Genomic DNA, 23,886 nt, shown 5'->3' on the forward strand with positions numbered 1-23,886 from the left:
CCCGCAGACCACGTCGTTGACGCCGTTCCAAACGGTTTATACAGTCGCGGCCAGAATCCCGCCACATGGCTAAAACGCAGAAGCAAGTCCGAGACCTTCAGGAGGGAAGCTACGTGATGATCGACGACGTTGCCTGCAAGATCAACGGCTATTCGACCGCCAAGCCGGGCAAACACGGCAGCGCCAAGGCCCGCGTCGAGGCCGTCGGCGTCTTCGACGGTAAGAAGCGCTCCATGTCCCAGCCCGTCGACGCGAAGTGCTGGGTCCCCATCATCGAGCGGAAGGGCGGACAGGTCGTCTCCGTCGAGTCCGAGACCGTCGCACAGGTGATGGACCTCGACACGTTCGAGACGTTCTCCATGTCCATCCCGGAGGACCTCGAACTCGAGCCCGACGACGAGATCGAGTACCTCGAGCTCGAGGACCAGCGCAAGATCGTCTGAGGCCGATGTTCCCCGGAGCCACCGCCGGCCGCGACGACGCCGACTACGTGGTCGTCGGGGCTCCGCTCGACGTCTCGACGACCTTTCAGCCGGGCACGCGGTTCGGACCGGACCGCGTCCGGCGCTTTGCCGAAACGTTCGACGACTACGACCACCACACCGAGAGCCACTTCTCCGACTGCCGCGTCGCGGACCACGGCGACGTGCGCGCCTGGGACGACGCGGCCGAGTACCTCGACTACCTCCAGGGCGTCTGTACGGACGTGGTGTGGGACGACGCGGTCCCGCTGGTCCTCGGCGGCGAGCACACCGTCACGCTGGCGAACGTCCGCGCGACCGACCCCGACACGTTCGTCTGCCTCGACGCCCACCTCGACCTCCGCGAGGCGTACGACGGCAACGAGCTGAGCCACGCGACCGTCACCAGGCACGTCCTCGACGTGGCCGACGAGGCCGTGATTCTCGGTGCCCGGACGGGCAGCGAGGCCGAGTGGAACCGCGCCGCCGAGGCCGACGTGACCGTCGTCCCGCCCGCGGATGTCGTGGACTGGGAGCCCGGCTTCGGCGACCGCGACGTCTACCTCTCCGTGGACATCGACGGTGCCGACCCCGGCGTCGCACCGGGAACCGGCACGATGGAGCCGTTCGGGCTCGCGCCACGGGAGATGCGGGACGTGGTCCGGGCCGTCGGGGGGACCGGCGATGTGGTCGGCTTCGACGTCGTCGAGGTGAACGACCGCGACGACGGGCAGGCGGCCTCCCTGGGCGGGAAACTGCTGCGAGAGTTCGTGTTCGCGGACGCGGCGTGAGTCGCCGCCCCGTCGCCATCGCTCTTTAAGTCGCAGGCGGCCATCCAGTCCGACATGACAGTCTACGAGACCGACGTCCCCGGCGTCGGCCGGAAGTTCGAACTCGAGGTCGGCGGGGGCGCGCGGCTCGTCGTCCTCATGCACCACGACGGCCGTCGGGAGCTGTTCCACCGAGCGGACCCCGACGCGGACAGCCAGCGCATCGCCGACCTGGACGGCGAGACCGCTCGCCAGCTCGGCGCCATCCTGACCGGGGCGTACTTCCAGCCCGTCGAACTGGACCGGACGCAGGTGCCACTCGGCGAGGCGATCCTGGAGTGGGTCGAACTAGACGAGGACTCGTCCGTCGTCGGCCAGACGCTCTCCGGATGCGGCGTGCGCAACCAGACCGGCGTCTCGGTCATCGCCATCCAGCGCGGGGACGAGACCGTTCCGAACCCGGACCCCGACGAGACCCTCGCGGTGGGCGATATCCTCGTCGTGCTCGGGACCCGGGCTGAGCAGCAGGCGCTCCGGGAGTTCGTCGACCGGTAGAATGGCCTCGGGACTCCTGCTGGAGGCCGGGCTCGCGATCGCGGTCCTCGCCGTCGCCGGGACGCTCGCGTACCGGCTGGGCCAGTCGGTCATCCCGGCGTACATCGTCGTCGGCCTGGTCGTCGGGCCGAACGCACCGACGGTCGGCGGGGTCTCCTTCGCCGTGTTGCAGCGCCACGAGTTCGTGGACCTGCTCGCCGAGCTGGGGGTCGTGCTCCTGCTCTTTTTCATCGGGGTCGAGTTCAGCATCGACCAGCTGCTCGCGAACCGCGACCGCCTCGCCGTCATCGGCGGCATCGACCTCGTCGTCAACGCCGGGGTCGGCGTCGCCATCGGGCTGGCGTTCGGGTTCACGCCCGTCGAGGTCGCGTTCGTCACCGGCATCGTCTACATCTCCTCGAGCGCCGTCGTGACGAAGTCGCTCATCGACCTCGGCTGGGTGGCCGACCCCGAGGCCGAGGTGGTGCTGGGGACGCTCGTCGTCGAGGACCTCGCCATCGCGGTCTACCTGGCGGTGCTCTCCGCGCTCGTGCTCGGCGGGGGCGGCGGTGCGGCGCTCTCGGCCGTCGCCATCGCGCTCGGGTTCATCGCCGTGCTGGTCGTCCTCGCCCGCGTCGGCACGCCCGTCGTCCAGCGTATCCTCTCGGTCGGCTCCGACGAGCTGTTCGTCCTCACGACGCTCGGTGCGGTCGCGCTCGTCGGCGGGCTCGCGGTCCAGCTCGGCGTCAGCGAGGCCGTCGCGGCGTTCTTCGTCGGCACGGCCGTCAGCGCCACCGACGCCGTCCACCGCGTCGAGACGCTGCTCTCGCCCGCCCGGGACCTGTTCGCCGCCATCTTCTTCCTCGCCATCGGCTTCCAGACCGACCTCGGTTCGCTCTCGGGGACCGCCCTGACGCTGCTCGCCGTCGCCGTCGCCCTGACCGGCGTGAGCAAGCTCGTCAGCGGCTACTGGAGCGGGCTCCGGTACGGCCTGAGCGAGCGCCGCGCCCGGCGTGTCGGCATCGCGCTCGTCGCCCGCGGTGAGTTCTCGCTGGTGCTCGCGGCGCTCGCGCTCGAAGTCGGGACCGGCGCGCTCGCGGACGTGATTCCGGCCTTCGCTGTCGGCTACGTGCTCGCGATGAGCGTCCTCGGGACCGTGCTGATGAAGGCCGCGCCGCGGCTGGAGAAGTACCTCGAGGCAGACTCCACAGCGCCAGAAGGGCCTGCCGACGGAGCCTGACTCAGGACTCGGCGTCGACCGCGGCGGCGAGCACGTCCGCCGCGCGCTTGACCGCCGCGCCGGACTCGACGAACAGCACGACGCGGGGCGGCTCGACTGCCTTCGGGCGGACCCGTAGGTCGACGGTCCCGTCGGCAGCCGTCGCCAGCGCATCGGCCGTCTCGACGGCGGCGTCGAGCCCCGTCCGGAGTTCGACGCGGGCGCGGTCGGGCTGGACGAACAGCTCGGCGACGGGCTCGTCGTCACAGCGCACCCGGTAGGCGAGCGCGCCGTCGACAGTCGGCTCGACGTCCGGGTCGGCGTCGACCACGGCGAACCGGTCGAACGTCCCGTCCTCGCGCCCGTCGAGCTCCGAGGAGAGCAGCTGGGCGATGCGGACGCCGTCCGTGACGCGGTCCTCGACCACGCTACTCCTCCCCCGTCAGTTCCGCGACGGCCTTCTCGCGGACCGCGCTCACGTCGAGTCCGTTCCGCCGCGCGTAGACGACCGCGGCGGCCTCGATGCTCACCGCCAGGTCGTCCTGCAGCTGGTTGATCGCTCCGACCGCCTCGTGTTTCTCGTGGCCGTCCGCGACGAGGTCGTCGAGCACCTGCTCGAACGCCGAGCGCGAGCGCAGCACGTCCTCGTCCGGGACGAACCCCTCAGGCACGGTCACCGCTCCCGGGTCGAACGTCGGCCGCAGTCCGGCGTCGTCGCGCTCCAGCAGGCCCTCGCCCGTCGCCACGTCGACCAGTCGCTTCGCCTGGTCCGGCGAGAACCAGTCACGGTCGAGCGAGAGGGCGACCACGAACTCGTTCTCGGCGAGTTCGTCCTTGCCGCGCTGGCGGAACGGCGCGGCCACGGCGACGCGAAGACTCATGTCTCGCCGGTCGGCCGAGGACGGCCTAAACCCTGCGATTCCGCCCGTGCCAAGTCGAGCGATTCAAGTAGCTCCTGGGACTCTTCCCGGGTATGCAAGACCAGGGACGCTCGACTCGCAAGCGCACCGGTGGGCGACTGCGCCCGATTCGGAACCGAAAGAAGCACCAGCTCGGCCGTCTCCCCACGGAGACCCAGGTCGGCGAACCGCGCTTCAAAACCGTCGGCACGCGCGGCAACAACGAGAAGACCCGTGCCCTCGCGACGAACGTCGCCAACGTGAACAAGGGCGGCGAGACCGTCGAGGCGACCATCGAGGACGTCGTCGAGAACGACGCCAACCCGAACTACGTGCGCCGGAACATCATCACGAAGGGCGCGCTCATCGAGACCGACGCCGGCACCGCCCGCGTCACCTCCCGCCCCGGCCAGACCGGGCAGGTCAACGCCGTCGCCGTCGACGAATAACCGACTCTCTCTTGCGGTCTCTCTCGACCGACCCACGTAGCACCAGGTGTGCTGCCCGCTGTTCGTCGCTCTCTGGCACGCCACCGGCGTCCGCAAACCGCCGACACCACCGCCGTCTCCCCCCCCCTGGCGACGGCACCCTCGCAAGGCTTAATCACGTCACGCCACCACGTCGGGACGATGGCAGACGAGCGGGTCGAACTCGGCGTGGAGCTCCTCTCGAAGCTCGAGGACGAGGAACTCGCCCTCGCCGAGGCGATGGACCGCATCGAGACGGTGACGCGGGACCCCGCCACCGTCCGGGAGATACTCGACACGGCGGTGATGCGCGGGGTCATCGAGCGCGAGGACGGCGTGGTACAGACGACGGCGAGTGGCGGCTTCGTCAGCCAGACCGCGGACGTGGTCCGGCGCGAGGGCGAGTACGACTGCCGGCGCTGTGGGGCGTCGATCTCGACCGGACACTTCGTCCAGCTGGAGTCGGGCGAGCTCGGACCGTTCGGTCCGGAGTGCGTGCGGAAGGTCACCGGCCGGGAGTGACGCGAGGCCGGGGAGCGACTACTGACTGCGGCTGAGTTCGTCGACGAGCTGCTGGAGGAGGTCGTGCTGGCGCTGGAGCAGTTCGTTCTGGTGCTCGACCTTCGACTCGAGCGTCTCGATGCGTTCGAGCAGCTCCTCGTCCCCGGCGGCGGTCGCCGGCTGGAAGCCAGCCTCGGCGAACTTCGAGTCGGAGAGGACCTCCTCGTCGGTCTCGTCGGCATCCGGGGCCGCGCCCACCGGTTCGTCGACGCCCGACGCTCCGTCCGCCGGCGTCGACTCGGGCTTGTGTGGCGACTCTGGCTGCGGGGTCGACTCCGTACCTCCCGCGGCCTCATATGCGTCGCTGGCCGTCTCCTCGACCATCGAGGCGAGCTCGTCCTCGGACGTCCGCTCGACGGCTTCGGTCACCGCGTCGGCGCCGTCGGACTGCTGTTCGGTCCGCGCCTCGCCAGCAGGCTCGGTCGACTGTGGCGGCTGGGACTGCTGTGTCGACTCTCCCTGCTCGGGCTGCTCGGTCCGCGTCCCGTCGACCGCCGGTTCGTCCGCTCCCGCCCGCGTTTGCTGGCCGGCCGGCGGCTGGTCGGCCTCCGGCTGGCCCACCTGCGACTGTCCGGTCGGTGGCTGACCGGGGTCGTCCCCCGCCGCCGACCCCGCTCCTCCGAGCTGGTTCTCGACGGGCTGGTCGGCCGGCGGACCTGGTTCGACCGGCCCCTCTCCCTCCTCCGGCTGGACCGTGTTCCCGGCGTCGAGCGGGTCCACGCCCTCGCCGAAGTCGACGGCCGCCGCCTCGTCGGCCTCGTCGGTCTCCGCTGGGGCGACGGCCTCGTTCAGCGCGTCCAGCGAGTTCACGCCGTAGTACGAGAACAGCGAGCGCTGGAGGTACTCCTTCACCTCGGCGGCGCGCTCGTTCGAGACCTTCATCCGCTCCGGCCGGCCGTCGACCGTCAGCACGAGCTGCGTGGCGACGCTGCCGTCCTCGAAGTCGAGGCCTGTCACGTCCGCGAAGTGGTACTCCTCGTAGTCCTCGTCCCAGACGGCGCTCCCGACGTGCTTGACGAGCCGCTCGGAGGTGATGACGAGGGTCAGCTCGTCCAGACGGAACGTCCGTGTGACGGTCTCGTCGGGGTCGGTAACCCCGCTGGCGTTCAACACGCCGGCCAGCACGGGGTGGAGGACGTCGTCGGTCGCGTTCGAGGGGACGGTGAACTCCTCGGTCCCATCGAGGGAGTACTCGAGGCTGAGACGGGTCTTGCGGCGACCCTCCTTGACGGTCATCCGCTGTGCGTTGTGGGGATACTCGTCGACTGACTCGTCGCTGAGGAACCCCTCGGACTGGTAGATGAGTGTTCGGCTGGGCGTCACGTAGAGGACGTTCTCGCCACCGAGCGAGACCTCGGCGGCGATATCCTCGCCCTCCAGCGCCGATTCTACGATGCCCGGAACGTCCATGCACACTGCTTTACCACCCCGCGGTATAAATCCGTGGGGCGGCCTAACCGCACGCCGAGAGGCATGCGACCGCAGGACAGCCCGGGCAATAGTTGAGAAGGCTTAAGTCATCTACCCGGTAACGGGAGAGTGAGGCCGGGTGGCTTAGCTGGACATAGCGCCGCACTCATAGGGTTTCAGAGATTCGGTGCGGTACCACAGCCTTGGAAGGCTTACGCGTGACCTCGGGGCCCGCCGAGCCTCGAACCTGGGTCATGCGGAGATCGCGGGTTCGGAGCCCGCCCCGGCCATTCTCGAGTCGATACGAGCCGACAGACGAGTGGCGACGCTCCCGGACGTTCCGACCTCGTCCCGCTACGGTTCGATACGGAAAGCGAACGGTGACTACGACGTCGGGTCGACGAGCTGCGAGCCCTCCTGTGCGACGAGCCCCTTCTGGATAGCGGCGTCGATGACCGCACTGCACTCCTCGTCGTCGACGTCGTAGGCACCGACGGCGACGTCCTCTATCTCGCTTCGCTCGATGGGGAAGTCGCGGTTCTGGAGCAGGCGCACGACCTTGTTGTACGTCTGGGGTGAGGGGTTCACCGTGCGCTGCTGGCCGCCGGGAGTGCTGGCCGCGGCGGTCCCGTCGCCAGCGTCCGCGGTACCGGGCTCCGTGGTGCTTCGGTCGACGGCGGAACCCAGCTGGCGACCGTCCTCCGTGGTCTTCGAGTCGCTCTGCTGACCGGCCGCCGCGCCGGAGTCATCGAAGCTGACGGCGTCGTCAGGTGTCGAGAAGACCGAGTCGGTCCCGTCGGTCTCGTCGGCGTCGCCGAACACCGACCGCTGGTCGTCCTCCCCGCCGTCCTCGTCGGGTTTCCGGAAGGTGATCTCGTCTGCACCGTCGACGGCCGCCTCCTCGGCGGTCTCGGCGTCGTCGACGGGCGGGGCCGTGGCGTCGTCGACGGGCGGGGCCGTGGCGTCGTCCCCGGACGGCGGAACCGCCGTGGGGTCGGTGAAGCCGGCCCCCGGCTCGTCCGGCTCCTCGGTCGCCGTCTGTTCGGTGGCGTCTGTCACCGACTCGTACTCCAGTTCGAGCCTGACCGAGGTTACCTGCGAGAACTCGACGGGCGCTGCCTCGAGCATCGCCCTGAGGTTCTCGTAGGCGTCTTCGGGGTCGTCCACCTCGATTGTCAGTGAACTCACAGCTCATCACCAGTCAGCGCGGTACGCCATCCACGACCGCATGTTCGGTCCGTCATCGGGGATAAATCACGACAGCCCCCTATCTAAAACTTAGGCTATCTCGCTGATACTCTCCATTTCTTGCCGTTCACACGTGGGAAAAAATAATATGGCCCGGTTACGTGGAGGAGGGTATGAGCCAGAACGAACGCGGGACCACCGGCGGGACGTCGGTCCAGCTCACACCCGACCGTGTGCTGGCGGCGTTCGACGGGCACGCGCCGGAGACGACTCGCTCGCTCGCCACGGAGCTGAACGCCGCAAGCGAGGTCGTCGGCGAGACGTGTCGGACTCTCCGCGAGCGGGACGCGCTCGCCCGGCGCGAACTGGACTGCGAGCACGGCACCGTGACGGCGTGGTACCGGCCGGCCGACGCCGAGGCGGACCTCGAGGAGCGAGCCGAGCAGACGCTCGCCGAGCTGTCGGTTCCGGGCACGAGCGAGATGATGCGCGACTGGCGACGTGACGCCGTTCGCGCGGCGTTCGAGTTCGTCGTCGAGGACGGACCGGTCGTGGAATCGGAGTTCATCGAGCACGTGTTCCCGACGCAGAACGCGGGCTACGACGACGCGGACCAGTGGTGGGAGATGGTGGCACCGCGACTGGCGGAGGTCCCGGGCGTCTCGCCGCCGACGGACGGCGAGGTGTGGACCAGCGACGTGAGCCGCTGAGTCAGTAGATGAGTTCGTCGTCGTTCTCGACCATGTAGAGGGTGCGTGCGGCGATGTTGACCGCGTGGTCGCCGATCCGTTCGAGGTCACGGACGGTGAGCAGCAGCCGCGAGACGTCCTCCAGCACCGTCTCGACCTCCGTGCCGTCGTCGAGCTCGTTCTCGATGAGGTCGCGGACGACGGACTGGCTCGCGTGCTCGCACATCGCGTCGAGCTCGTCGTCGCTCTCGTTGATCTCGAAGCAGGTCTCGGTGTCCCGCGCCCCGTAGGCGCTCATCGCCTTCTCGACCATCGAGACGGTCTTGTCACCGATCGCCTGGACGTCGACCTCGGGGTAGACGTCGTTCCGGGCGTCGAGCGTGTACTCGCCGAGGTTCGTCGCGAGGTCGCCGATGCGCTCGAGGTCGGTGATGATCTTGAACGACGCGGCGATGAAGCGGAGGTCGCCGGCGACGGGCTGCTGGAGGGCGAGCAGGTCGACGCACTGCTGCTCGATGTCGAGGTAGAGCGAGTTGATCTCGCTGTCCCCGTCGATGACCTCCCACGCCGCGTCGTCGTCCTTGTTCTCGAGGGCGGTGAGGGCGGTTCGAAGCCGGTCGACGACGACCTCGCTCATGTAGAGGACGTCCTCTTCGAGGCTGTCTAATTTCTCCTGGTAGTTCTCTCTGGCCATAGTGAATTAGAGCGTAGTGTAACTGATGTGCGTTCCTATCCGAACTTTCCGGTGATGTAGTCTTCGACTCGCTCGTGCTCCGGGTTCTCGAAGATCGTCTTCGTGTCGTCGAACTCGACGAGCTCGCCGCCGGTGAGGAAGACGGCGGTCTTGTCGGAGATACGAGCCGCCTGCTGCATGTTGTGCGTGACGATGATGACGGTGTAGTCCTCGGCGAGTTCGTCGATGAGGTCCTCGATCTTCGAGGTCGCGACGGGGTCGAGCGCGCTCGCGGGCTCGTCCATCAGGATGACCTCCGGGTCGGGCGCGATGGCCCGGGCGATACAGAGGCGCTGCTGCTGGCCGCCGGAGAGGTCGAGGCCGGACTCGTCGAGCTGGTCCTTGACCTCGTCCCAGAGCGCGGCGCGCTTCAGCGACTCCTCGACGATCTCGTCGTGGTTACCGCCGATATCCTGTATCTTCAGCCCGTACGCCACGTTGTCGTAGATGCTCTTCGGGAACGGGTTCGGCTTCTGGAACACCATGCCGACCCGGCGGCGCAGCGCCACGGGGTCGACGTCGGGGTCGTAGACGTTCTTCTCCCCGAGGTAGAGTTCGCCCTCCACGCGGGCGGCGTCTATCATGTCGTTCATCCGGTTGATACAGCGGAGGAACGTCGACTTCCCACAGCCCGAGGGACCGATCATCGCGGTGACCTGGTTCTCGGGCACGGACATCGTGATGTCCTGGAGGGCCTGCTCGTCGTTGTACCAGACGTTGATACCGTTCGCCTCGACGATGCTCCGCTCGCGTGCCGTGCGGACGGTCTCGCTGCCCTCCTCCAGCCCCGCGGCCACGTCCGTCTCGAGGATCATGTCGTCGTCCGTCGGGTCCTCGGTCGCCGATTCCACGTTGTCGTTACTCATGTTCTCTTGGCTCATTGATTACGTTTCTTGCTCATACCTGTTGCGCAAGACGATGGCGATGGAGTTCATCGCCAGCAGGACGGTGACGAGGATGACGACACCGGCCGGTACGGCCTTCTCGTAGAAGGCGTCCGTCGCGAAGTAGCTCGCCCAACTGTACACCTGCAGCGGCATCGCGCTCACCTTCGAGGAGAGCTCGGAGGGGAACGAGAACAGCACGTTCGGTGCACCGATCATGATGAGCGGTGCGGTCTCGCCGATGGCGCGGCCGAGCGCGAGGATGGTCCCCGTCAGGATGCCCGGGAACGCCCGCGGCAGGATGACGTTCTTCACCGTCTGCCACTTCGTCGCGCCCATCCCGTAGGACGCCTGTCGCATCTCGTCGGGGACGCTGCGGATGGCCTCCCGGGAGGAGATGATGACGATGGGGAGGATGAGCAGCGCGAGCGTCGCGCCGCCGACGAAGATGGTCCCGCTGGGCCGGCCGAGCTGGGTCACGAACAGGCCCAGCCCGAGCAGGCCGTAGACGACCGACGGGACACCAGCCAGGTTCGAGATGTTCACGTCGATGAACCGGGTGATGCGGTTGTCGGGCGCGTACTCCTCGAGGTAGAGCGCCGCCCCGACGCCCACGGGGAACGAGAGCGCGGCGACGGTCACCATCAGCAGGATGGAGCCCGCGATGGCCGGGTAGAGCCCGGCGTCCTCGGCGGTCCCGCTGTGGTCACTGGTGAGGAACTGCCAGTCGACCCACGACTGGGGCCCGGCGTAGCCGAGCGTGTCGACGAGCACCTCGCCGGCGAGCGCGCCGCCGACGATGAGCAGCGGAACGAGGATGCCGATTCGTGCGTGCTCGCGGGTGACGGCCGTACCGCCGACGAACGCGACCGTGGGGACGACCGTAACCGAGGCGAGGATGACGGACGGGACGGTTCCGATTCCGAAGACGGGAGGACCGATGAACGGCGATGCGGCGACGGCGGCGAGTGCGAGCACGCCGACACCGAGGCCGGTGCGCCGGTCGCGGATGCCCGCGGCGTAGCTGGCGGTCGGGGCCGAGGCGAACAGCCCGAGTGTCAGGGTGAGCAGCACCCAGTCGAGCGGGACGAACGGGGCGGACTGGACGAGTGCGGCGACGCTGGGAACGACCCCTGGGAGGCCGAACAGCGAGGTGTAGAACGCGAGGGCGACGACGACGAAGCGGGTGAGGAAGGAGAGCTGCCGGCTCCGACGCTGGAGTGCGATCATGAGCACGGTCGGGACCGCGAACGCGAGGACGTAGGCGAACCAGACCAGCGGTGCGAGTACCTCGATGAAGATGATCGCGACGCCCCCGCTGAACAGCAGGCTGACGACTATCAGCCCGATGGTCATCGAGCCGAACTTGAGCGCCTCGAGGTTCGTCGCGGCCAGGTAGCCGGCGGTGGCGAGCGTCGGGAGCACGAGCGTCAGGAAGAACGTCAGATGCCAGCCGGGGTCGGCGGTGAGCGGCTGGACGGCGTCGTTGGCGACGTAGACGAGCAGGATGGCCAGTACGGCGATGCCGAACAGGGTCGACGCGAGCAGCAGGTACCGGAAGACGGTGCCGACCGTTCGGCTGACCTGCCCGAAGCCCTCCGCGTAACTGGAGCGGTCCTGTGTTGCCATCTCAGTACTCCTCCCTGTACCGCTGCGCGATCAGTTCACTGATGACGTTCATGGCGAAGGTGATGACGAACAGCGTGAGCCCGATGGCGAACAGGCTGCGGTAGGCGAGCCCGCCGCCGGTGACGTCGCCGGTCAGCAGGTTGACCATCGTCGCGGTCATCGGCGAGCCACCGTCCAGGTAGGCCGCCGGATTGAACGGGTTGTGGAACTTCGCCTGTGCGCCGGCGGCGACGGTGACGGCCATCGTCTCGCCGATGGCCCGCGAGAGCGCGAGGATGAACGACGAGAGGATACCGGACAGCGCCGCCGGAACGACGATGCCGGTCGACACCTCGAACTTGGTCGCGCCCATGCCGTAGCCGGCCTGCCGGAGGTCGTCCGGCACCGCGGACATCGCGTCCTCGCTGATGGAGGCGACCATCGGGATGATCATGATGCCGACGACGATGCTCGCCGAAAGCAGGTTGAACGTGCCGATGCTCGGGAACACGACCCGCAGTGCGGGCGTGATGTAGATGAGTGCGAAGAAGCCGTAGACGACCGTCGGGATGCCGGCGAGGATCTCGAGTGCGGGCTTGAGAACGGCCCGAAGCTGCGGGTCGGCGTACTCGCTGAGGTAGATGGCGGTGCCGACGCCCAGCGGGAGGGCGATGAGGGCGGAGCCGAACGTCACCATCAGCGTGGAGGTGACGAGCGCGAGGACGCCGAACTGTTCGTTGTTGATGATCCACTCCGTGCCGGTCAGGAAGTCGACGACCGACGCCGTCGGTCCCTCGACGCCCATCAGCGGGGCGGTGATACTGAAGAACTTCGCGGCCTCGGTCACCAGCAGCCCGATGATGCCGATGGTCACGAAGATGGAGAGGACGGCACAGAGGAAGAAGAACGAACGCGTCAGCAGCTCCGGGGGCGCGTTCGCCGTGTTCCGTGTGAGGTCGTCTGTCAGGTCGTCCGTGCTCATTTGAGTGACGTGCGTGAGTGTGTGGGGGTAGTGAAAAAACGCTTCGTTCGACGGCTGCGAGGGGCGTTGCCTCTAGTTCGCTTCCTCGATGGCCGCCTCGAGCCGGTCCTGCATCTCGGACTTCTGGTCGTCGTCGAGGGGCACGTAGCCGACCTCGTCAGCGACGATCTCGCGGTTGTCCGAGTTGTCCATCCAGTAGCGCGCGAACTCGGCGACGTGGTCCTCGGCGAGCGCGGACTTCTTCGGGTAGGTGAACAGCGGCCGCGCGAGCGGGGTGTACGCGCCGGACTTGGCGTTCTCGAGCGACGGCTCGACGGGGCCGTCGCCGTCGTCGATGGCGAGTGCCTTCACGCGGTCGGTGTTCTCGCTGTAGTAGGCGAAGCCCATGTAGCCGATAGCGGCCTCGGAGCCCTCGACGCCCTGGATGATGGTGCGGTCCTGCTCGGTCGCGGAGTAGTCCTGACGGTGACCGGGGCCCTCCTCACCGAGGATTGCCTCGATGAAGTAGTCGTACGTCCCGGAGGCGTCGGACGGTCCGTACAGCTCGAACGACTGGTCCGGCCAGTCGGAGTTCACGTCGGACCACTGCTCGGGCTGCTCCTCAGCGGACCAGATGGTCGCCAGGTCCTCGACGGTGATGGAGTCGACCCAGTCGGCGTCGTTGTTGACGACGACGGTCAGCGCGTCGGTCGCGACCGTCAGCTCGACGGGCTCGATGTCGTTCTCCCCGCAGGCGCTCTGTTCCTCCTCCTTGATCGGCCGCGAGGCGTTGTTGAAGTCGGTCCGACCGGGGCAGAAGTGGTTCGCGAAGCCGCCACCGGACCCCGTCGACTGGAGGTTGACCTCGACCTGCGTGTGACCGGCACCACCCTCGTCCTCGGGGTTGGTGAAGCGCTCCCCCATCGCCGTCGCGAGCGGGAAGACGGTCGACGAGCCGGCGATGTCGATGGTGCCGGAGAGGTCGTTGCTCCCGCTGTTCCCACCGTCGTCGCTGTTGCCGCCGTCGTCGTTGGTCGTCCCACCGCTACCGTTGCTGTTCTCCGTACAGCCCGCCAGCGCGAGCGCGCCGAGCGTCCCCGATGTTGCCGCAACGAATCTCCGACGACTGAACCGCGTGTCCGTGTCGTTAGGCATCAACAGAGCAAGGGAGGGACTCGAATAAGTACCCTGCTATGATAAATATATAGATGTATGTACTCCTCGATACTGTTCCACCGACACGAGTGTCCATCCCCACTGAAACGCTGCCGAGTTCGGTCCTGAATGTGCTGAGCGGTCAATTTTTGGCGAGACGGGCGGCGAGTAGGAATACATACTCCGGAACTATCGACGGGGGCGTCGAACTCGAAAACAGCCCTGAATACGAGTATAGCGACGTATTGGGGGCTCCCCCCGGGACCCCGCGATACACCAGATATATAGAAAATGGGCAGGTTTATTTCCCCACCCGTTCGACCACACTGTATGGAGACCCGCAAGGTCCAGGTCACGGGCGGTTCGACGTTCACCGTCTCGCTGCCGAAGTCGTGGGCGACCGACAACGGGGTCTCGGCCGGAACGACGGTCGAGTTCTACCCCGAGGACGACTCGCTGCTGCTGACGCCCCAGAGCGAGATTCAGCGCACCACGGGCCAGCTCGACGTGTCGGACCTCGACGGCGACCGCCTCACGCGCGCGGTCATGACGATGTACGTCTCCGGCTTCGACATCATCTCGCTGGAGGCCAACCGCATTACCACCGACCAGCGCCGGGCCATCCGCCAGGCGACACAGAGCCTCGTCGGCGTCGAGGTGCTCGAGGAGACCGGGGACAAGGTCGTCATCCAGGACCTCCTCGACTCCTCCGAGCTGAGCATCCACAACGCCGTCACCCGGATGCGCCTCATCGCCGAGTCGATGCTCCACGACGCCGTCGTCGCCCTCGTCGAGAACGACGACGACATGGCCCGCGACGTACGCGAGCGCGACGACGACGTTGACCGCCTCTGGTTCGTCGTCTCCCGCATCTTCCGCGCCACGCTGCGCTCGCCCCGCGCCGCCGAGGAGCTCGGCCTCCCGCGGGAGACCTGTTTCGACTACCACTCCAGCGCCCGGCAGCTGGAACGCATCGGCGACCACGCAGCGAAGATCGCCTCCCACGCACTCAACATGGAGGAGATCGACGAGGAGCTCGGCGACGCGCTCCTCGAACTCCACGATGACTCCGCCGAGGTGCTCGAGCAGGCGATGGACGCGCTCTTCGCCGACGAGAGCGACGAGGCGACGCAGCTCGCCAACACCGCCCGCGAGAGCATCCTCGACATCGACGAACACACGCGGACCATCGACGAGCTCCTCCGCGAGCGCGACCCGCACTCCGCCCAGTCCATCGGGCTCGTCGTCGACTCGCTCTCCCGCTCCGCCGACTACGCGGGCAACATCGCCGAGACCGCGCTCCAGAAGGCCGCGCCGCGACCCTGACGGACCGACCGTTCACGCCACGCTCGAACACAGTCGGTCCCCGACGAATCGAACTGTTACTGGCGACCGAAACAGGGTAGACCGTGGACCGCCGACGGGGAGACGATGCGAGTCGAGTTCGGCCGGCGGGCGCTGGCGGGTGCGGTCGTCGCCTGCGTCGTGGTCGCGAGCGTCGTCACCTCGCCGGCGTCGGCGATGGGGTACGTCTCCGCGGTCGCGAACGACCCGTTCGCCTTCGCCGCCGTGCTGGTGGGGCTCTACACGGTTCGGCCGTTGTTGGCGTGGCCGGCGACGCTGCTCGCGGTCGTCGTGGGGTACGGCTACGGCGTCGCCCTCGGGGTGCCGGTCGCGCTCGCGTTCGCGGTCGGCACGTCCCTCGTCCCGTTCTACGCGACGCGCTGGGTAGACGGGGGGACGCTGGCGCCGACAGACACGCCGGCGGAGTCGGACGGCAGGCTCCGGGGCCGCGTCGAGGCCTACTTCGGTGCGGCCGGGGACGTGCGCGGGGTGACCGCCGCCAGGCTCGTCCCCATCCCGGCGGATATCGTCTCCTGTACGGCGGCGGTCAGTGGCGTCTCGACGTCGGCGTTCGTCGCGGGGACGCTGCTCGGCGAGCTCCCGTGGACCGTCGCGGCGGTCGTCGTCGGCAGTTCGGCGAAGGAGCTGTCGACGGGCGGGCTGGGCTCGGTGGGGCTGCCGCTCGGCGTGGTGACGGTCGTCGCCGCGCTCGCGTTGCTCGCGGGCCCGACGTACCGGAGCTACGCGGGGTCCTCGAAGTAGCTCGTCAGAACGTAAACGGGTCCGAGCAGTCGACGACGACGCCGTGTTGCGGACAGAGGTACTTGCAGTGGCGCTTGAACAGCTGCTCCTCGCACATCGGGCAGGTCCGGTCGGCGCGGGCGTCGTCGGCCGTCACGCCCGCACGTTGGTGTGACCGAATGCTAAAACTGTCGTCCCGGGTCTAGCACTCCGACCAGCCGCAGGACTCGCAGGTCTTGCAGCCCTCGGAGTAGTACAGCGTCATCGACCCGCAGTCGGGACACTCGGGGCTCTCCCCGGCGTCGATGAGCGACTGCGTGTCGTCGTCCGCACCGGTGCTGTCCTGTGCGACTGCGCCGCCGTCGGTCTCGCGGGACTCCGCGGCCGCGGCCTCGCGCTCGGCCTCCTCGGCGGCGGTCTCGTCGAGCGTCGCCTGCTGCGGGTAGTGTGCGCGGTCGATGTCGCCGTCGAGGTAGCGCCGCATCGCGGTGCCGATGGCGTCCGGGATGGACTGGATCTGCTCGCCCTTGTCCCAGGCGACCTTCGGGCTGCGGATGCCCTCCAGCTCGTTGGCGATCTCCTCGGGGTCGACGCCCGAGCGGAGCGAGGTCGAGATGGTCTTCGCCAGCGCCTCGGTGAAGGAGGCGGTGAAGCCACCGGAGTTGCCGATGTTGGCGAACAGCTCGAACGGCCGGCCCTGCTCGTCCTCGTTGATGTTGACGTAGAGCTTGCCGTAGCCGGTGTCGATGCGCTGGGTCACGCCGTGGAGCACGTCCGGCCGCGGGCGCTTGTCGGCGTAGGCGACGCCCTCGTCGGCGGCCTCGAGCAGGCCGGCGACCTCGCGGTCGAGTGCGGCCTGCACGTCGTCGTTGTCGAGGAAGCCGTCGATGCCGCCGAAGATCTCCTCGATCTGGGCGACGAGCTGTTCCGCGGCCTCGTCCTCGTCGGCGAAGTCGGCGTTGTCGGCGCGCGTGGTGAGGACCTGCTTCGAACGGGTGCCGTCGCGGTAGACGGTGACGCCCTTGCCGCCGTTGCGGTAGATGTAGCGGTACACCTCGTCCATGTCCTCGATGGAGGCGTCGTTCGGGAAGTTGCAGGTCTTCGAGATGGCGGAGTCGACGCCTTCCTGGCAGGCACACTGCACTGCGGCGTGCTCCTTGCCGGTGAGGTCCTGCGTGGTGACGAACAGCTCCGTGATGCTGTTCGGCACCGCGTCGAGGCCCTCGACGCCGTCGAACTCGTTGTTGCCCATCTGCTCTTCGGCCTCGGCCATGACGGCATCGACGTCGATGTCGTTGGCCTCCAGCACGCGGAGGAAGTAGTCGTCGAACTCGACGAGCATCTCGTCGCCCTGCACGTCGTCGCTGACGTTCTTGTAGTAGGCGACGTTGTAGATGGGCTCACAGCCACCGGTCGTGTTGCCCACCATCGAGGTGGTGCCGGTCGGCGCGATGGTCGTCGTGTTGTGGTTCCGGATGGGGAAGCCGTCGGCCCACTCCTCGGCGTCGAGGCCGGTGTGGTGCTCGAACCAGTCGGCGTACTCCGTCGGGTTCGCGTACTTCGAGTCGTCCCAGTCCGCGAAGGAGCCGCGCTCCTGGGCGAGCTCGTGGGACGCCCACTTCGAGCCGTGGTTGATGTGGCGCATGAGCTGGCGGGCGACCTCGTTGCCGGGGTCGGAGCCGTACTCGATGCCGAGCTGGACGTAGAGCTGTGCGAGCCCCATGACGCCCAGCCCGATCTTGCGCATCTCGCGGACCTTCTGCTCGATCTTCTCGACCGGGAAGTCCGACATCGTCACGACGTTCTCGAGGAACCGGGTCCCCATCTCGATGCGGCGGTCGAACTCCTCGACGTCGATGGCCTCCTCGAGGAAGGCGTCGACGGCCGTCGCCATGTCCTCGTACTCGTCGGCGTGCTGCTCGGACCAGACGCGCCAGTCGGGTGCGTCGAGGTCGGCCAGCGTCGAGAGGTTGATGTGGCCGAGGTTGCAGGCCTCGTACTCCTCGAGAGGCTGCTCGCCGCAGGGGTTCGTCGCGAGGATGCGGTGGTCCGGATGCTCCTCGACGTCGAACGAGTGCATCTTGTTGACGCGCTCGAGGTAGATGACGCCGGGCTCGCCGTTCTCGTGTGCGCCCTCGACGATGTCCTCCCAGACGACCTCGGCGGGCATCGACAGGACCTCGCCGACCTCGACGTACTCGCCGAGGCCGAACATCTCGTAGAGCTCCTTCGTCTCCGGCGTCGCGACGTGGGGCTCCTCGGTGCGCGGGTTGGTGAACGTGAACTCCTCGCCGTTCTCGAGGGCGTCCATGAAGTCGTCGGTGATGCCGACGGAGATGTTGAAGTTCGACAGGTGCCCCTCGACGGCGTTGCGCAGGTGCTTCGGCACACGGCCCTCGTCGTCGATGAGCTCGCGGGCCTCCTCCAGTGCGTCGGCGAAGGAGGTGTGCGTGTAGTCGTCGGGGTCGTTCAGGCGGAGGGTCTGGGCGAGCGAGACGTCCTTGTTCTTCGCGTGGAGGAACTGGATGACGTCGGGATGCGAGACGCGCATGACGCCCATCTGTGCGCCGCGTCGCGCCCCACCCTGTGCGATGGTCTCGCACATCTGGTCGAACGTCCGCATGAAGGTGATCGGGCCGGAGGCGATACCGCCGGTCGAACCGACCGCGTCACCGTAGGGGCGGAGCCGCCAGAAGGCGTAGCCCATGCCGCCACCGGACTGGAACACCTGGGCCGCCTCCTTGGCGGTCTGATGGATGTCGTCGATGTCGTCCTCAGGCGAGTCGACGAAGCAGGCCGAGAGCTGCTGGAGCTCGTCGCCCGCGTTCATGAGCGTCGGCGAGTTCGGCATGAAGTCCAGCTTCGACATCATCTCCTGGAACTCCTCGGAGACATCCTGGACGTACGTGCGGACCTCCTCGGGCAGCTCCGGGACGATGGTGTCGTAGGCGAACTTGTTGACGTTGTAGACGCTGAGCTCGGTCTCCGCGTCGTCCTCGGCGGTGACTCCCGTCCCGAAGACCTCCGCGGCCAGCTCGTCCCGTCGTGGGTGGTCGGGTTTGAGCTGGTCGGGCGTCACCGTGATGGTCTCGTCCTGTTTCTCGGCCTCGTAGACGGCCTCGGCGAGCGCGATGTTCTTGCCGACGCGCTCGAAGAGGTCCTCCTGGTCCTCGATGAGCTCGCCGTCGGCGTCCTTCCGGAGGTAGCGTGCCGGCAGGATGTTGTGGTACGCGTTGGCGGTCAGGCGCTCCTCGAGGGTGTCGCCCTCGGTGCGCTTGACCGGTAGCTCGAGTTCGTCGGCGGACAGCTCCGACCGACTCATTCGTGTCCCTCCCCACCGGCAGCGACCGGCTGCCGGGCGTTTCCGTGTGTCGAGTGTGATGTCGTTTGCATCGTTCGTAGACGAAGTTTCGTTACTGTTGCACCCGTCATAAATGGACAGGTTACGGTTCGTTTGTCCTACTACAAGTCCGGTTGTACTCGCAGCGTTGCCACTGTGGCAAGATGCTCCGATTCCCCGAGCCACGGCTGTCTGTGGCTACGCGCAGAGCTACGATGTACGCATCTATAACCCCACGGAAACCGGAGTGAAAGTGAAACCACGGTGAAACGACGAGGGGGGCCGGTCGCGGCCCAACTAGTTTCGCCCGCATCCTTATGCCGCCACGGAGTGTCGGCCCGGGTATGGTAGACGCCTTGCCCCTGCTCCCGCTCCAGTCGACGGTCGAACTCGTCGGCGCGGCGGTGCTGCTGGTCGTCGCGCTCGTTGTCATCTTCAAGGTCATCCGACTCGCCTACAGCATCGCGGTGAAGATAATCGTCATCGCCATCGCGGCGCTCATCGTGCTCTACGCGCTCGCGCTCGCCGGCATCAACCCGATCGGGCTCCCGACGGCGGTCGCGCCCGCACTCTTCGGCTTCTGACGTATCTGACAGCCCGGTGGCGCGGTCAGGCACCGCACGCGTCGGTGACGCGGTCGAGGAAGTTGTCGACGACGTCGTGGCCCTTCCCCGTGAGCACCGACTCCGGGTGGAACTGCACGCACTCGATCGGGTGCTCGCGGTGCCGCACGCCCATGACCAGCTGTTCAGTGCTATCCGCACCCGCGTGGTCCGCCGTCGCGGTCACCGCGAAGCAGTCGGGCACCGTCTCGGCGACCAGCGAGTGGTAGCGGCCCGCCGAGAACCCCTGCTCGATGCCCGCGAAGACGCCCGCGCCGTCGTGGTCGATGGGCCACGCCTTCCCGTGGACCGGCTCCGGGGCGCGCCCGACGGTCCCGCCGTAGGCGAAGACGGCGGCCTCCAGCCCGAGGCAGACACCGAACGTCGGCACCCCGGGGCTCACCTCGCGGAACACGTCGGGCGTGACGCCCACGTCGCGTTCGTTCTTCGGGTGCCCCGGTCCCGGCGAGACGACGATTGCGTCGGGGTCGAACGCCCGCACCTCGTCGAGACTCGCGGTGTTTCGCAGCACCAGCGTCTCGGGGTCGCCGCCCGCGTCCAGCAGCGACGACTCGACGTACTCCACGAGGTTGTACGTGAACGAGTCGAAGTTGTCGACGAACAGCACGCGGGTCATCGCGGCACCTCCGGGACGGGCTCGTCGGGTTCGCGCTCAACCCGCCGGAGCGCGGTCAGCACGCCGTCCATCTTGGACTCCGTCTCCTCGTACTCCGCCGTCGGGTCGCTGTCGGCGACGATGCCAGCGCCAGCACGGACGCGAACGCGGTCCTGGCCGTCCGCGGTCGCGCCGCGCTCGACCGTCGCGGTGCGGATGACGATGGCCACGTCGGCGTCGCCGGTCCACGAGTAGTAGCCGACGCCACCGCCGTAGAGCCCGCGGGGCTCGTCCTCCAGTGCGTCGATGATCTCCATCGCGCGGACCTTCGGCGCGCCCGTGAGCGTTCCGGCTGGGAACGCGGCGCGCGTCGCGTCGAACGCATCCGCATCCGCCGCCAGCGAGCCCGTCACGGTCGACTCGATGTGCTGGACGTGGCTGTACTTCAGGACGTTCATGAACTCCTCGACGCGGACGGTCCCCGGCTCGGAGACGCGGCGCACGTCGTTGCGTGCGAGGTCGACGAGCATCGTATGCTCGGCGCGCTCCTTCTCGTCGGCGAGCATCTCGCCCGCCAGCCGGCGGTCCTCGACAGGGCTGTCGCCCCGCCCGCAGGTGCCCGCGATGGGGTTCGAGGTGACGCGTCCCCCACCGACGGAGACGAGCGTCTCCGGGCTCGCGCCGACGACGTGGCGGTCGCCGTGGGCGAGCAGGTACATGTACGGCGACGGGTTCACGTCGCGGAGCGCGGCGTACAGCCCGAGCGGGTCGCAGTCGCCGACGAGCTCGCGGGTCCGGGAGACCACGCCCTGGTAGATGTCGCCGTCGAGGACGTGCTCCTTCGCGTGCTCGACCGCGCGCTCGTACGACTCGCGCGAGCCAGCCGTCCCGTCGGTCCGGACGAAGCCGCCGGGGTCCGGGTCGGCGGCGGCCGCGAGCACACCGGCGACGTACTCGGCTTCGGCGACGAGCGAGTCGTACACTGCACCGGTGTCCTCGCCGTCGCGGACGACCGGCGTGACGACCAGGGTCACCTCGTCGGCGTGGTGGTCGAAGACGAGCGTCTTCGTCGTCAGGACGAACTCGGCGTCCGGCACGTCCGAGTCGGGACGCTCGAGACCGACCTCGTCGAGGAACAGGTCGTAGACGGACTCGTACCCGAGGAACCCGACGAGTCCCCCGCCGAGCTGCTGGCGCTCGGTGTCGGGGAAACCGACCGGTTCGGCGTCCGGCATCGCCGAGCGGAGCGTGTCGAGCGTGTCCTCGCCGTCCGGCGCGACGAGCCCGTCGTACCGCTCGTCGCAGACGTCGACCGTCGCCTCGTTGTCCGTGACGGTGACGACCGCGGCGGGGTCGTAGCCGACGAACGAGTAGCGTGCGTGGCGGTCGCCGTCGTCCGGCCGGAACGCGCCGTCGGGGTCGCTGGAGGCCGTCTTCTCCGCGCTCTCCAGCAGGAAGGAGTGCCCGGTCTCGCCAGACAGGGCGGCGTACGCGGCGAGCGGTGAACTGTCCACGTCGAGGGTCGTCTCCGCGCGGACGACCGCCGGGCGCTCGGCGGTGGCGGTGGCGTCGACGAGGTCACGGAAGGTGTCACGGTCGGGTGTCAGTGCAAAACCGGCGTCGTTCATGGCTCCACCGTCGGCCGTTCGGCGGCCGACTCCCCGTCGGGGGTGGCCCGCCGCGCGGCGGCGACGAACGCGGCGACCGCGTCGTGGTCCTTCACGCCGCTGCTCGCCTCGACGCCGCTGGCCACGTCCACGGCGAACGGGGCGACCGTCGTGACGGCCTCGGCGACGTTCCCGGGCGTGAGTCCGCCGGCGAGAATCACCGGCACGTCGAGGTCGGCGGTCGCCGCACGGGTGCGCGCCCAGTCGTGCGTCTCGCCGGTGCCGCCGCCGCCGTCCTCGCCGATTGAGTCCACGAGGAGCGCGTCGACCACGTCCACGTACCGCGCGGCGGTCTCGGGTGCGGCCGCGTCGACGCGCTTGATGACCCGGGCGTCGACGCGCGAGCGGAGGTACGCCACGTCGCCCGGCGGCAGGTCGCTGTGTACCTGGACGGCGTCCGGCTCGACCCGTTCGACGAGGTCGGCGGCGCGGGCCGGCGCGTCGGGCATCGTCACGAGCACGGTCGTCACGAACGGCGGTGCGCGGGCGACGAGTTCGGCCGCACGCTCCGCGGAGATCTCCCGCGGCGTGTCGACCGGCACGTCGACGACGAAGCCGATGGCGTCAGCACCGGCCTCGACGGCGGCGTCGACGTCCGTCCCGCGGGTCAGCCCGCAGACCTTCACGCGGGTCATTGCGCGACCGCCGACTGGAGGTCCGCGAGGCGGTCGGCGGCGTCGCCCGACTCGATGGCCTCGTGCGCCCGGTCGATGCCCGCCTCGATGGTGTCGGCCTCGTCCGCGACGTAGATTGCAGCGCCGGCGTTCGCGAGGATGATGTCCCGCTTCGCCCCGGCCACGTCGCCGCGGAGGATGCCTTCGAGGTCGGCGGCGTTCTCCTCGGGCGAGCCACCGGCGACCGCGTCGACGGGCGCACGTTCCAGGCCAAGGGCTTCGGGCGTGAGCGTGTACTCCTCGACCTCGCTGCCGGTGACCTCGGCGACGACGGTCTCGTCGTGGATGGCGATCTCGTCCATACCGGAGCCGTGGACGACCAGTGCGCGCTCGACGTCCATCCGGGCCAGCGCCCGCGCGAGCACGGGGACGAGGTCGGGGTCGTAGACACCGATGACCCGGGCGTCGGCCCCTGCGGGGTTCGTCAGCGGACCGAGCACGTTGAACACCGTCCGCATCCCGAGCTCCTGGCGGGGACCGATGACGGCCTTCATCGCGGGGTGGAACACGGTCGCGAGCATGAAGCCGATGCCGTCGTCCTCTATCTGGGCCTCGACGGCGGCGGGCTCCGCGGCCACGTCGACGCCGGCGACCTCCAGTACGTCCGCGCTGCCCGAGGACGAGGAGACGGAGTAGTTCCCGTGCTTGGCGATGGGGACGCCCGCGCCGCTGGCGACGAGCGCGCTCGTCGTCGAGACGTTGATCGTGTCGTAATCGTCACCGCCGGTGCCGACGATGTCGACCAGCGGCGACCGGTCCGGCGAGATGGTGCGTGCCGCGGCGTGCATCCCCTCGGCGAAGCCGGCGATCTCGGTCTCCGTCTCGCCCTTCACGCGGAGCGCCGTCAGCAGCGCGCCGATCTGGGCGTCGGTCGCGTCCTCGAAGATGTGGCCTGCGACCTCGCGGGCCTCGGTCTGTGTCAAGTTCTCCCCCTCGGTCACACGTTCGATGTAGCCTTGCATTGTAAGTCACCAATGTATGATTCAGTCTTACGATGTACAAATTCGTACATTGACTTAAGCGTGTCGTCACGGTCGCGTTCAGATTAGCTGATTCCATGCGAAGGCGAATGATTTGAGCCACTCGTCAGCAGTTTCAGCTTCGGCGTGACTGAAACAGTTCGAGAAAGCGTTAGTTCTGCGTTTTACCTCTCGAAAGACACGTTCGACGCTGTTGCGATTTCCGTGTTTCTCGTAGCGGAAATCGAGCCCGTGACGGTTGCAAGCGTCTTTCAGCGGCGTCGCACCGTCGACGAGAAACACGGCGTCATCGACGTCGTGTTTCTCGCGTAACTCCGAGAAGAACGCGTGCGCGAGCACGTTCGTCCGTGTCGGTTCAAGCTTTGTATGCAGTAATTCGTTGG

General features: G+C 68.1%; 25 protein-coding genes, 1 tRNA gene and 1 pseudogene. 11 read left to right on the forward strand and 16 right to left on the reverse strand.

All coding sequences use genetic code 11. The annotated features are described in order from the left end of the window. Positions 1-65 precede the first annotated feature (65 nt). From BLT27_RS10055 to BLT27_RS10070, 4 genes are read left to right on the forward strand one after another with little or no spacing between them, the layout of a single operon-like run. Complete coding sequence (locus tag BLT27_RS10055) at positions 66-443, forward strand: translation initiation factor IF-5A (RefSeq protein ID WP_089733437.1); 378 nt, start codon at positions 66-68, stop codon at positions 441-443. Positions 444-448: 5 nt separating this feature from the next. Then, complete coding sequence (gene speB / locus BLT27_RS10060; protein ID WP_089733439.1) at positions 449-1,252, forward strand: agmatinase; 804 nt, start codon at positions 449-451, stop codon at positions 1,250-1,252. Between the two features lie 54 nt (positions 1,253-1,306). Beyond that, positions 1,307-1,786 (forward strand): cation:proton antiporter regulatory subunit, encoded by a 480-nt coding sequence (locus tag BLT27_RS10065; protein ID WP_089733441.1) that lies wholly within the window; start codon positions 1,307-1,309, stop codon positions 1,784-1,786. Between the two features lies 1 nt (position 1,787). Continuing rightward, positions 1,788-3,005 (forward strand): cation:proton antiporter, encoded by a 1,218-nt coding sequence (locus BLT27_RS10070; protein ID WP_089733443.1) that lies wholly within the window; start codon positions 1,788-1,790, stop codon positions 3,003-3,005. Position 3,006: 1 nt separating this feature from the next. On the opposite strand, the gene BLT27_RS10075 is transcribed toward BLT27_RS10070, so the two are convergent. Then, positions 3,007-3,411 (reverse strand): DUF7993 family protein, encoded by a 405-nt coding sequence (locus BLT27_RS10075; RefSeq protein ID WP_089733445.1) that lies wholly within the window; start codon positions 3,409-3,411, stop codon positions 3,007-3,009. Position 3,412: 1 nt separating this feature from the next. Next, a complete protein-coding gene (locus BLT27_RS10080) occupies positions 3,413-3,865 on the reverse strand; it encodes a DUF2240 family protein (protein WP_089733447.1) in 453 nt (150 codons plus the stop codon). Positions 3,866-3,957: 92 nt separating this feature from the next. Here BLT27_RS10080 and BLT27_RS10085 point away from each other — a divergent pair, with 92 nt between their 5' ends. Together BLT27_RS10085 and BLT27_RS10090 are read left to right on the forward strand one after the other, a co-directional pair. Next, positions 3,958-4,332, forward strand: a complete 375-nt coding sequence (locus tag BLT27_RS10085; RefSeq protein ID WP_089733449.1) for a 30S ribosomal protein S8e — start codon at positions 3,958-3,960, stop codon at positions 4,330-4,332. A gap of 180 nt (positions 4,333-4,512) precedes the next feature. Next, on the forward strand, positions 4,513-4,872 hold the full coding sequence (locus BLT27_RS10090) for a DUF5830 family protein (RefSeq protein ID WP_089733452.1): 360 nt from the start codon (positions 4,513-4,515) through the stop codon (positions 4,870-4,872). Between the two features lie 18 nt (positions 4,873-4,890). On the opposite strand, the gene BLT27_RS10095 is transcribed toward BLT27_RS10090, so the two are convergent. After that, positions 4,891-6,321, reverse strand: coding sequence for a DUF7115 domain-containing protein (locus BLT27_RS10095; protein WP_089733454.1), 1,431 nt, complete (start codon positions 6,319-6,321; stop codon positions 4,891-4,893). A 133-nt stretch (positions 6,322-6,454) separates the two neighbouring features. Between BLT27_RS10095 and BLT27_RS10100 the strand changes: the two genes are divergently transcribed. Continuing rightward, positions 6,455-6,611, forward strand: a tRNA-Met gene (locus tag BLT27_RS10100). Between the two features lie 94 nt (positions 6,612-6,705). Here the strand turns inward: BLT27_RS10100 and BLT27_RS10105 are convergent. Beyond that, a complete protein-coding gene (locus BLT27_RS10105; protein WP_139172298.1) occupies positions 6,706-7,509 on the reverse strand; it encodes a hypothetical protein in 804 nt (267 codons plus the stop codon). 173 nt (positions 7,510-7,682) lie between these two features. On the opposite strand from BLT27_RS10105, the gene BLT27_RS10110 reads away from it, so the two are divergent. Next, on the forward strand, positions 7,683-8,219 hold the full coding sequence (locus tag BLT27_RS10110) for a hypothetical protein (protein ID WP_089733458.1): 537 nt from the start codon (positions 7,683-7,685) through the stop codon (positions 8,217-8,219). A gap of 1 nt (position 8,220) precedes the next feature. Here BLT27_RS10110 and phoU read toward each other — a convergent pair whose 3' ends face one another. The 5 genes from phoU to BLT27_RS10135 form a co-directional block, all read right to left on the reverse strand. Beyond that, complete coding sequence (gene phoU / locus BLT27_RS10115; protein WP_089733461.1) at positions 8,221-8,892, reverse strand: phosphate signaling complex protein PhoU; 672 nt, start codon at positions 8,890-8,892, stop codon at positions 8,221-8,223. A gap of 35 nt (positions 8,893-8,927) precedes the next feature. Further along, positions 8,928-9,812, reverse strand: coding sequence for a phosphate ABC transporter ATP-binding protein PstB (gene pstB, locus BLT27_RS10120; protein WP_089733462.1), 885 nt, complete (start codon positions 9,810-9,812; stop codon positions 8,928-8,930). 3 nt (positions 9,813-9,815) lie between these two features. Next, positions 9,816-11,444: a phosphate ABC transporter permease PstA gene (pstA, locus tag BLT27_RS10125; RefSeq protein WP_089733464.1), complete on the reverse strand. Its 1,629-nt coding sequence runs from the start codon at positions 11,442-11,444 to the stop codon at positions 9,816-9,818. Position 11,445: 1 nt separating this feature from the next. Then, on the reverse strand, positions 11,446-12,405 hold the full coding sequence (gene pstC, locus BLT27_RS10130; protein ID WP_089733466.1) for a phosphate ABC transporter permease subunit PstC: 960 nt from the start codon (positions 12,403-12,405) through the stop codon (positions 11,446-11,448). A gap of 72 nt (positions 12,406-12,477) precedes the next feature. Further along, positions 12,478-13,539, reverse strand: a complete 1,062-nt coding sequence (locus BLT27_RS10135) for a PstS family phosphate ABC transporter substrate-binding protein (protein WP_089733468.1) — start codon at positions 13,537-13,539, stop codon at positions 12,478-12,480. A gap of 330 nt (positions 13,540-13,869) precedes the next feature. Here BLT27_RS10135 and BLT27_RS10140 point away from each other — a divergent pair, with 330 nt between their 5' ends. Beyond that, complete coding sequence (locus BLT27_RS10140; RefSeq protein ID WP_089733470.1) at positions 13,870-14,865, forward strand: phosphate signaling complex PhoU family protein; 996 nt, start codon at positions 13,870-13,872, stop codon at positions 14,863-14,865. A gap of 105 nt (positions 14,866-14,970) precedes the next feature. Then, positions 14,971-15,645, forward strand: a complete 675-nt coding sequence (locus BLT27_RS10145; protein WP_089733472.1) for a TVP38/TMEM64 family protein — start codon at positions 14,971-14,973, stop codon at positions 15,643-15,645. Positions 15,646-15,649: 4 nt separating this feature from the next. Here the strand turns inward: BLT27_RS10145 and BLT27_RS20405 are convergent, their stop codons facing one another. Both BLT27_RS20405 and BLT27_RS10150 read right to left on the reverse strand, forming a co-directional pair. After that, complete coding sequence (locus BLT27_RS20405; RefSeq protein WP_281241456.1) at positions 15,650-15,781, reverse strand: HVO_2523 family zinc finger protein; 132 nt, start codon at positions 15,779-15,781, stop codon at positions 15,650-15,652. 45 nt (positions 15,782-15,826) lie between these two features. Continuing rightward, positions 15,827-18,946 (reverse strand): adenosylcobalamin-dependent ribonucleoside-diphosphate reductase, encoded by a 3,120-nt coding sequence (locus BLT27_RS10150; protein ID WP_089733474.1) that lies wholly within the window; start codon positions 18,944-18,946, stop codon positions 15,827-15,829. Positions 18,947-19,308: 362 nt separating this feature from the next. Between BLT27_RS10150 and BLT27_RS10155 the strand changes: the two genes are divergently transcribed. After that, positions 19,309-19,548, forward strand: coding sequence for a hypothetical protein (locus tag BLT27_RS10155; protein ID WP_089733476.1), 240 nt, complete (start codon positions 19,309-19,311; stop codon positions 19,546-19,548). Positions 19,549-19,573: 25 nt separating this feature from the next. Here BLT27_RS10155 and trpG read toward each other — a convergent pair whose 3' ends face one another. The 5 genes and pseudogenes from trpG to BLT27_RS10180 all read right to left on the reverse strand — a co-directional run. Further along, entirely contained in the window at positions 19,574-20,203 is a 630-nt protein-coding gene (gene trpG / locus BLT27_RS10160; RefSeq protein ID WP_089733479.1) for an anthranilate synthase component II, read from the reverse strand. Next, on the reverse strand, positions 20,200-21,810 hold the full coding sequence (gene trpE, locus BLT27_RS10165; RefSeq protein ID WP_089733480.1) for an anthranilate synthase component I: 1,611 nt from the start codon (positions 21,808-21,810) through the stop codon (positions 20,200-20,202). The genes trpG and trpE overlap by 4 nt, the downstream gene beginning before the upstream one ends. Continuing rightward, entirely contained in the window at positions 21,807-22,484 is a 678-nt protein-coding gene (locus tag BLT27_RS10170) for a phosphoribosylanthranilate isomerase (protein WP_089733483.1), read from the reverse strand. The genes trpE and BLT27_RS10170 overlap by 4 nt, the downstream gene beginning before the upstream one ends. Next, a complete protein-coding gene (gene trpD / locus BLT27_RS10175) occupies positions 22,481-23,485 on the reverse strand; it encodes an anthranilate phosphoribosyltransferase (RefSeq protein WP_089733484.1) in 1,005 nt (334 codons plus the stop codon). The genes BLT27_RS10170 and trpD overlap by 4 nt, the downstream gene beginning before the upstream one ends. Before the next feature lie 78 nt (positions 23,486-23,563). Continuing rightward, positions 23,564-23,886: pseudogene (locus BLT27_RS10180) on the reverse strand (IS6 family transposase); the annotation flags it as partial.

Source organism: Haloarchaeobius iranensis (genome assembly GCF_900103505.1).
GTDB classification, from domain to species: Archaea; Halobacteriota; Halobacteria; order Halobacteriales; family Natrialbaceae; genus Haloarchaeobius; species Haloarchaeobius iranensis.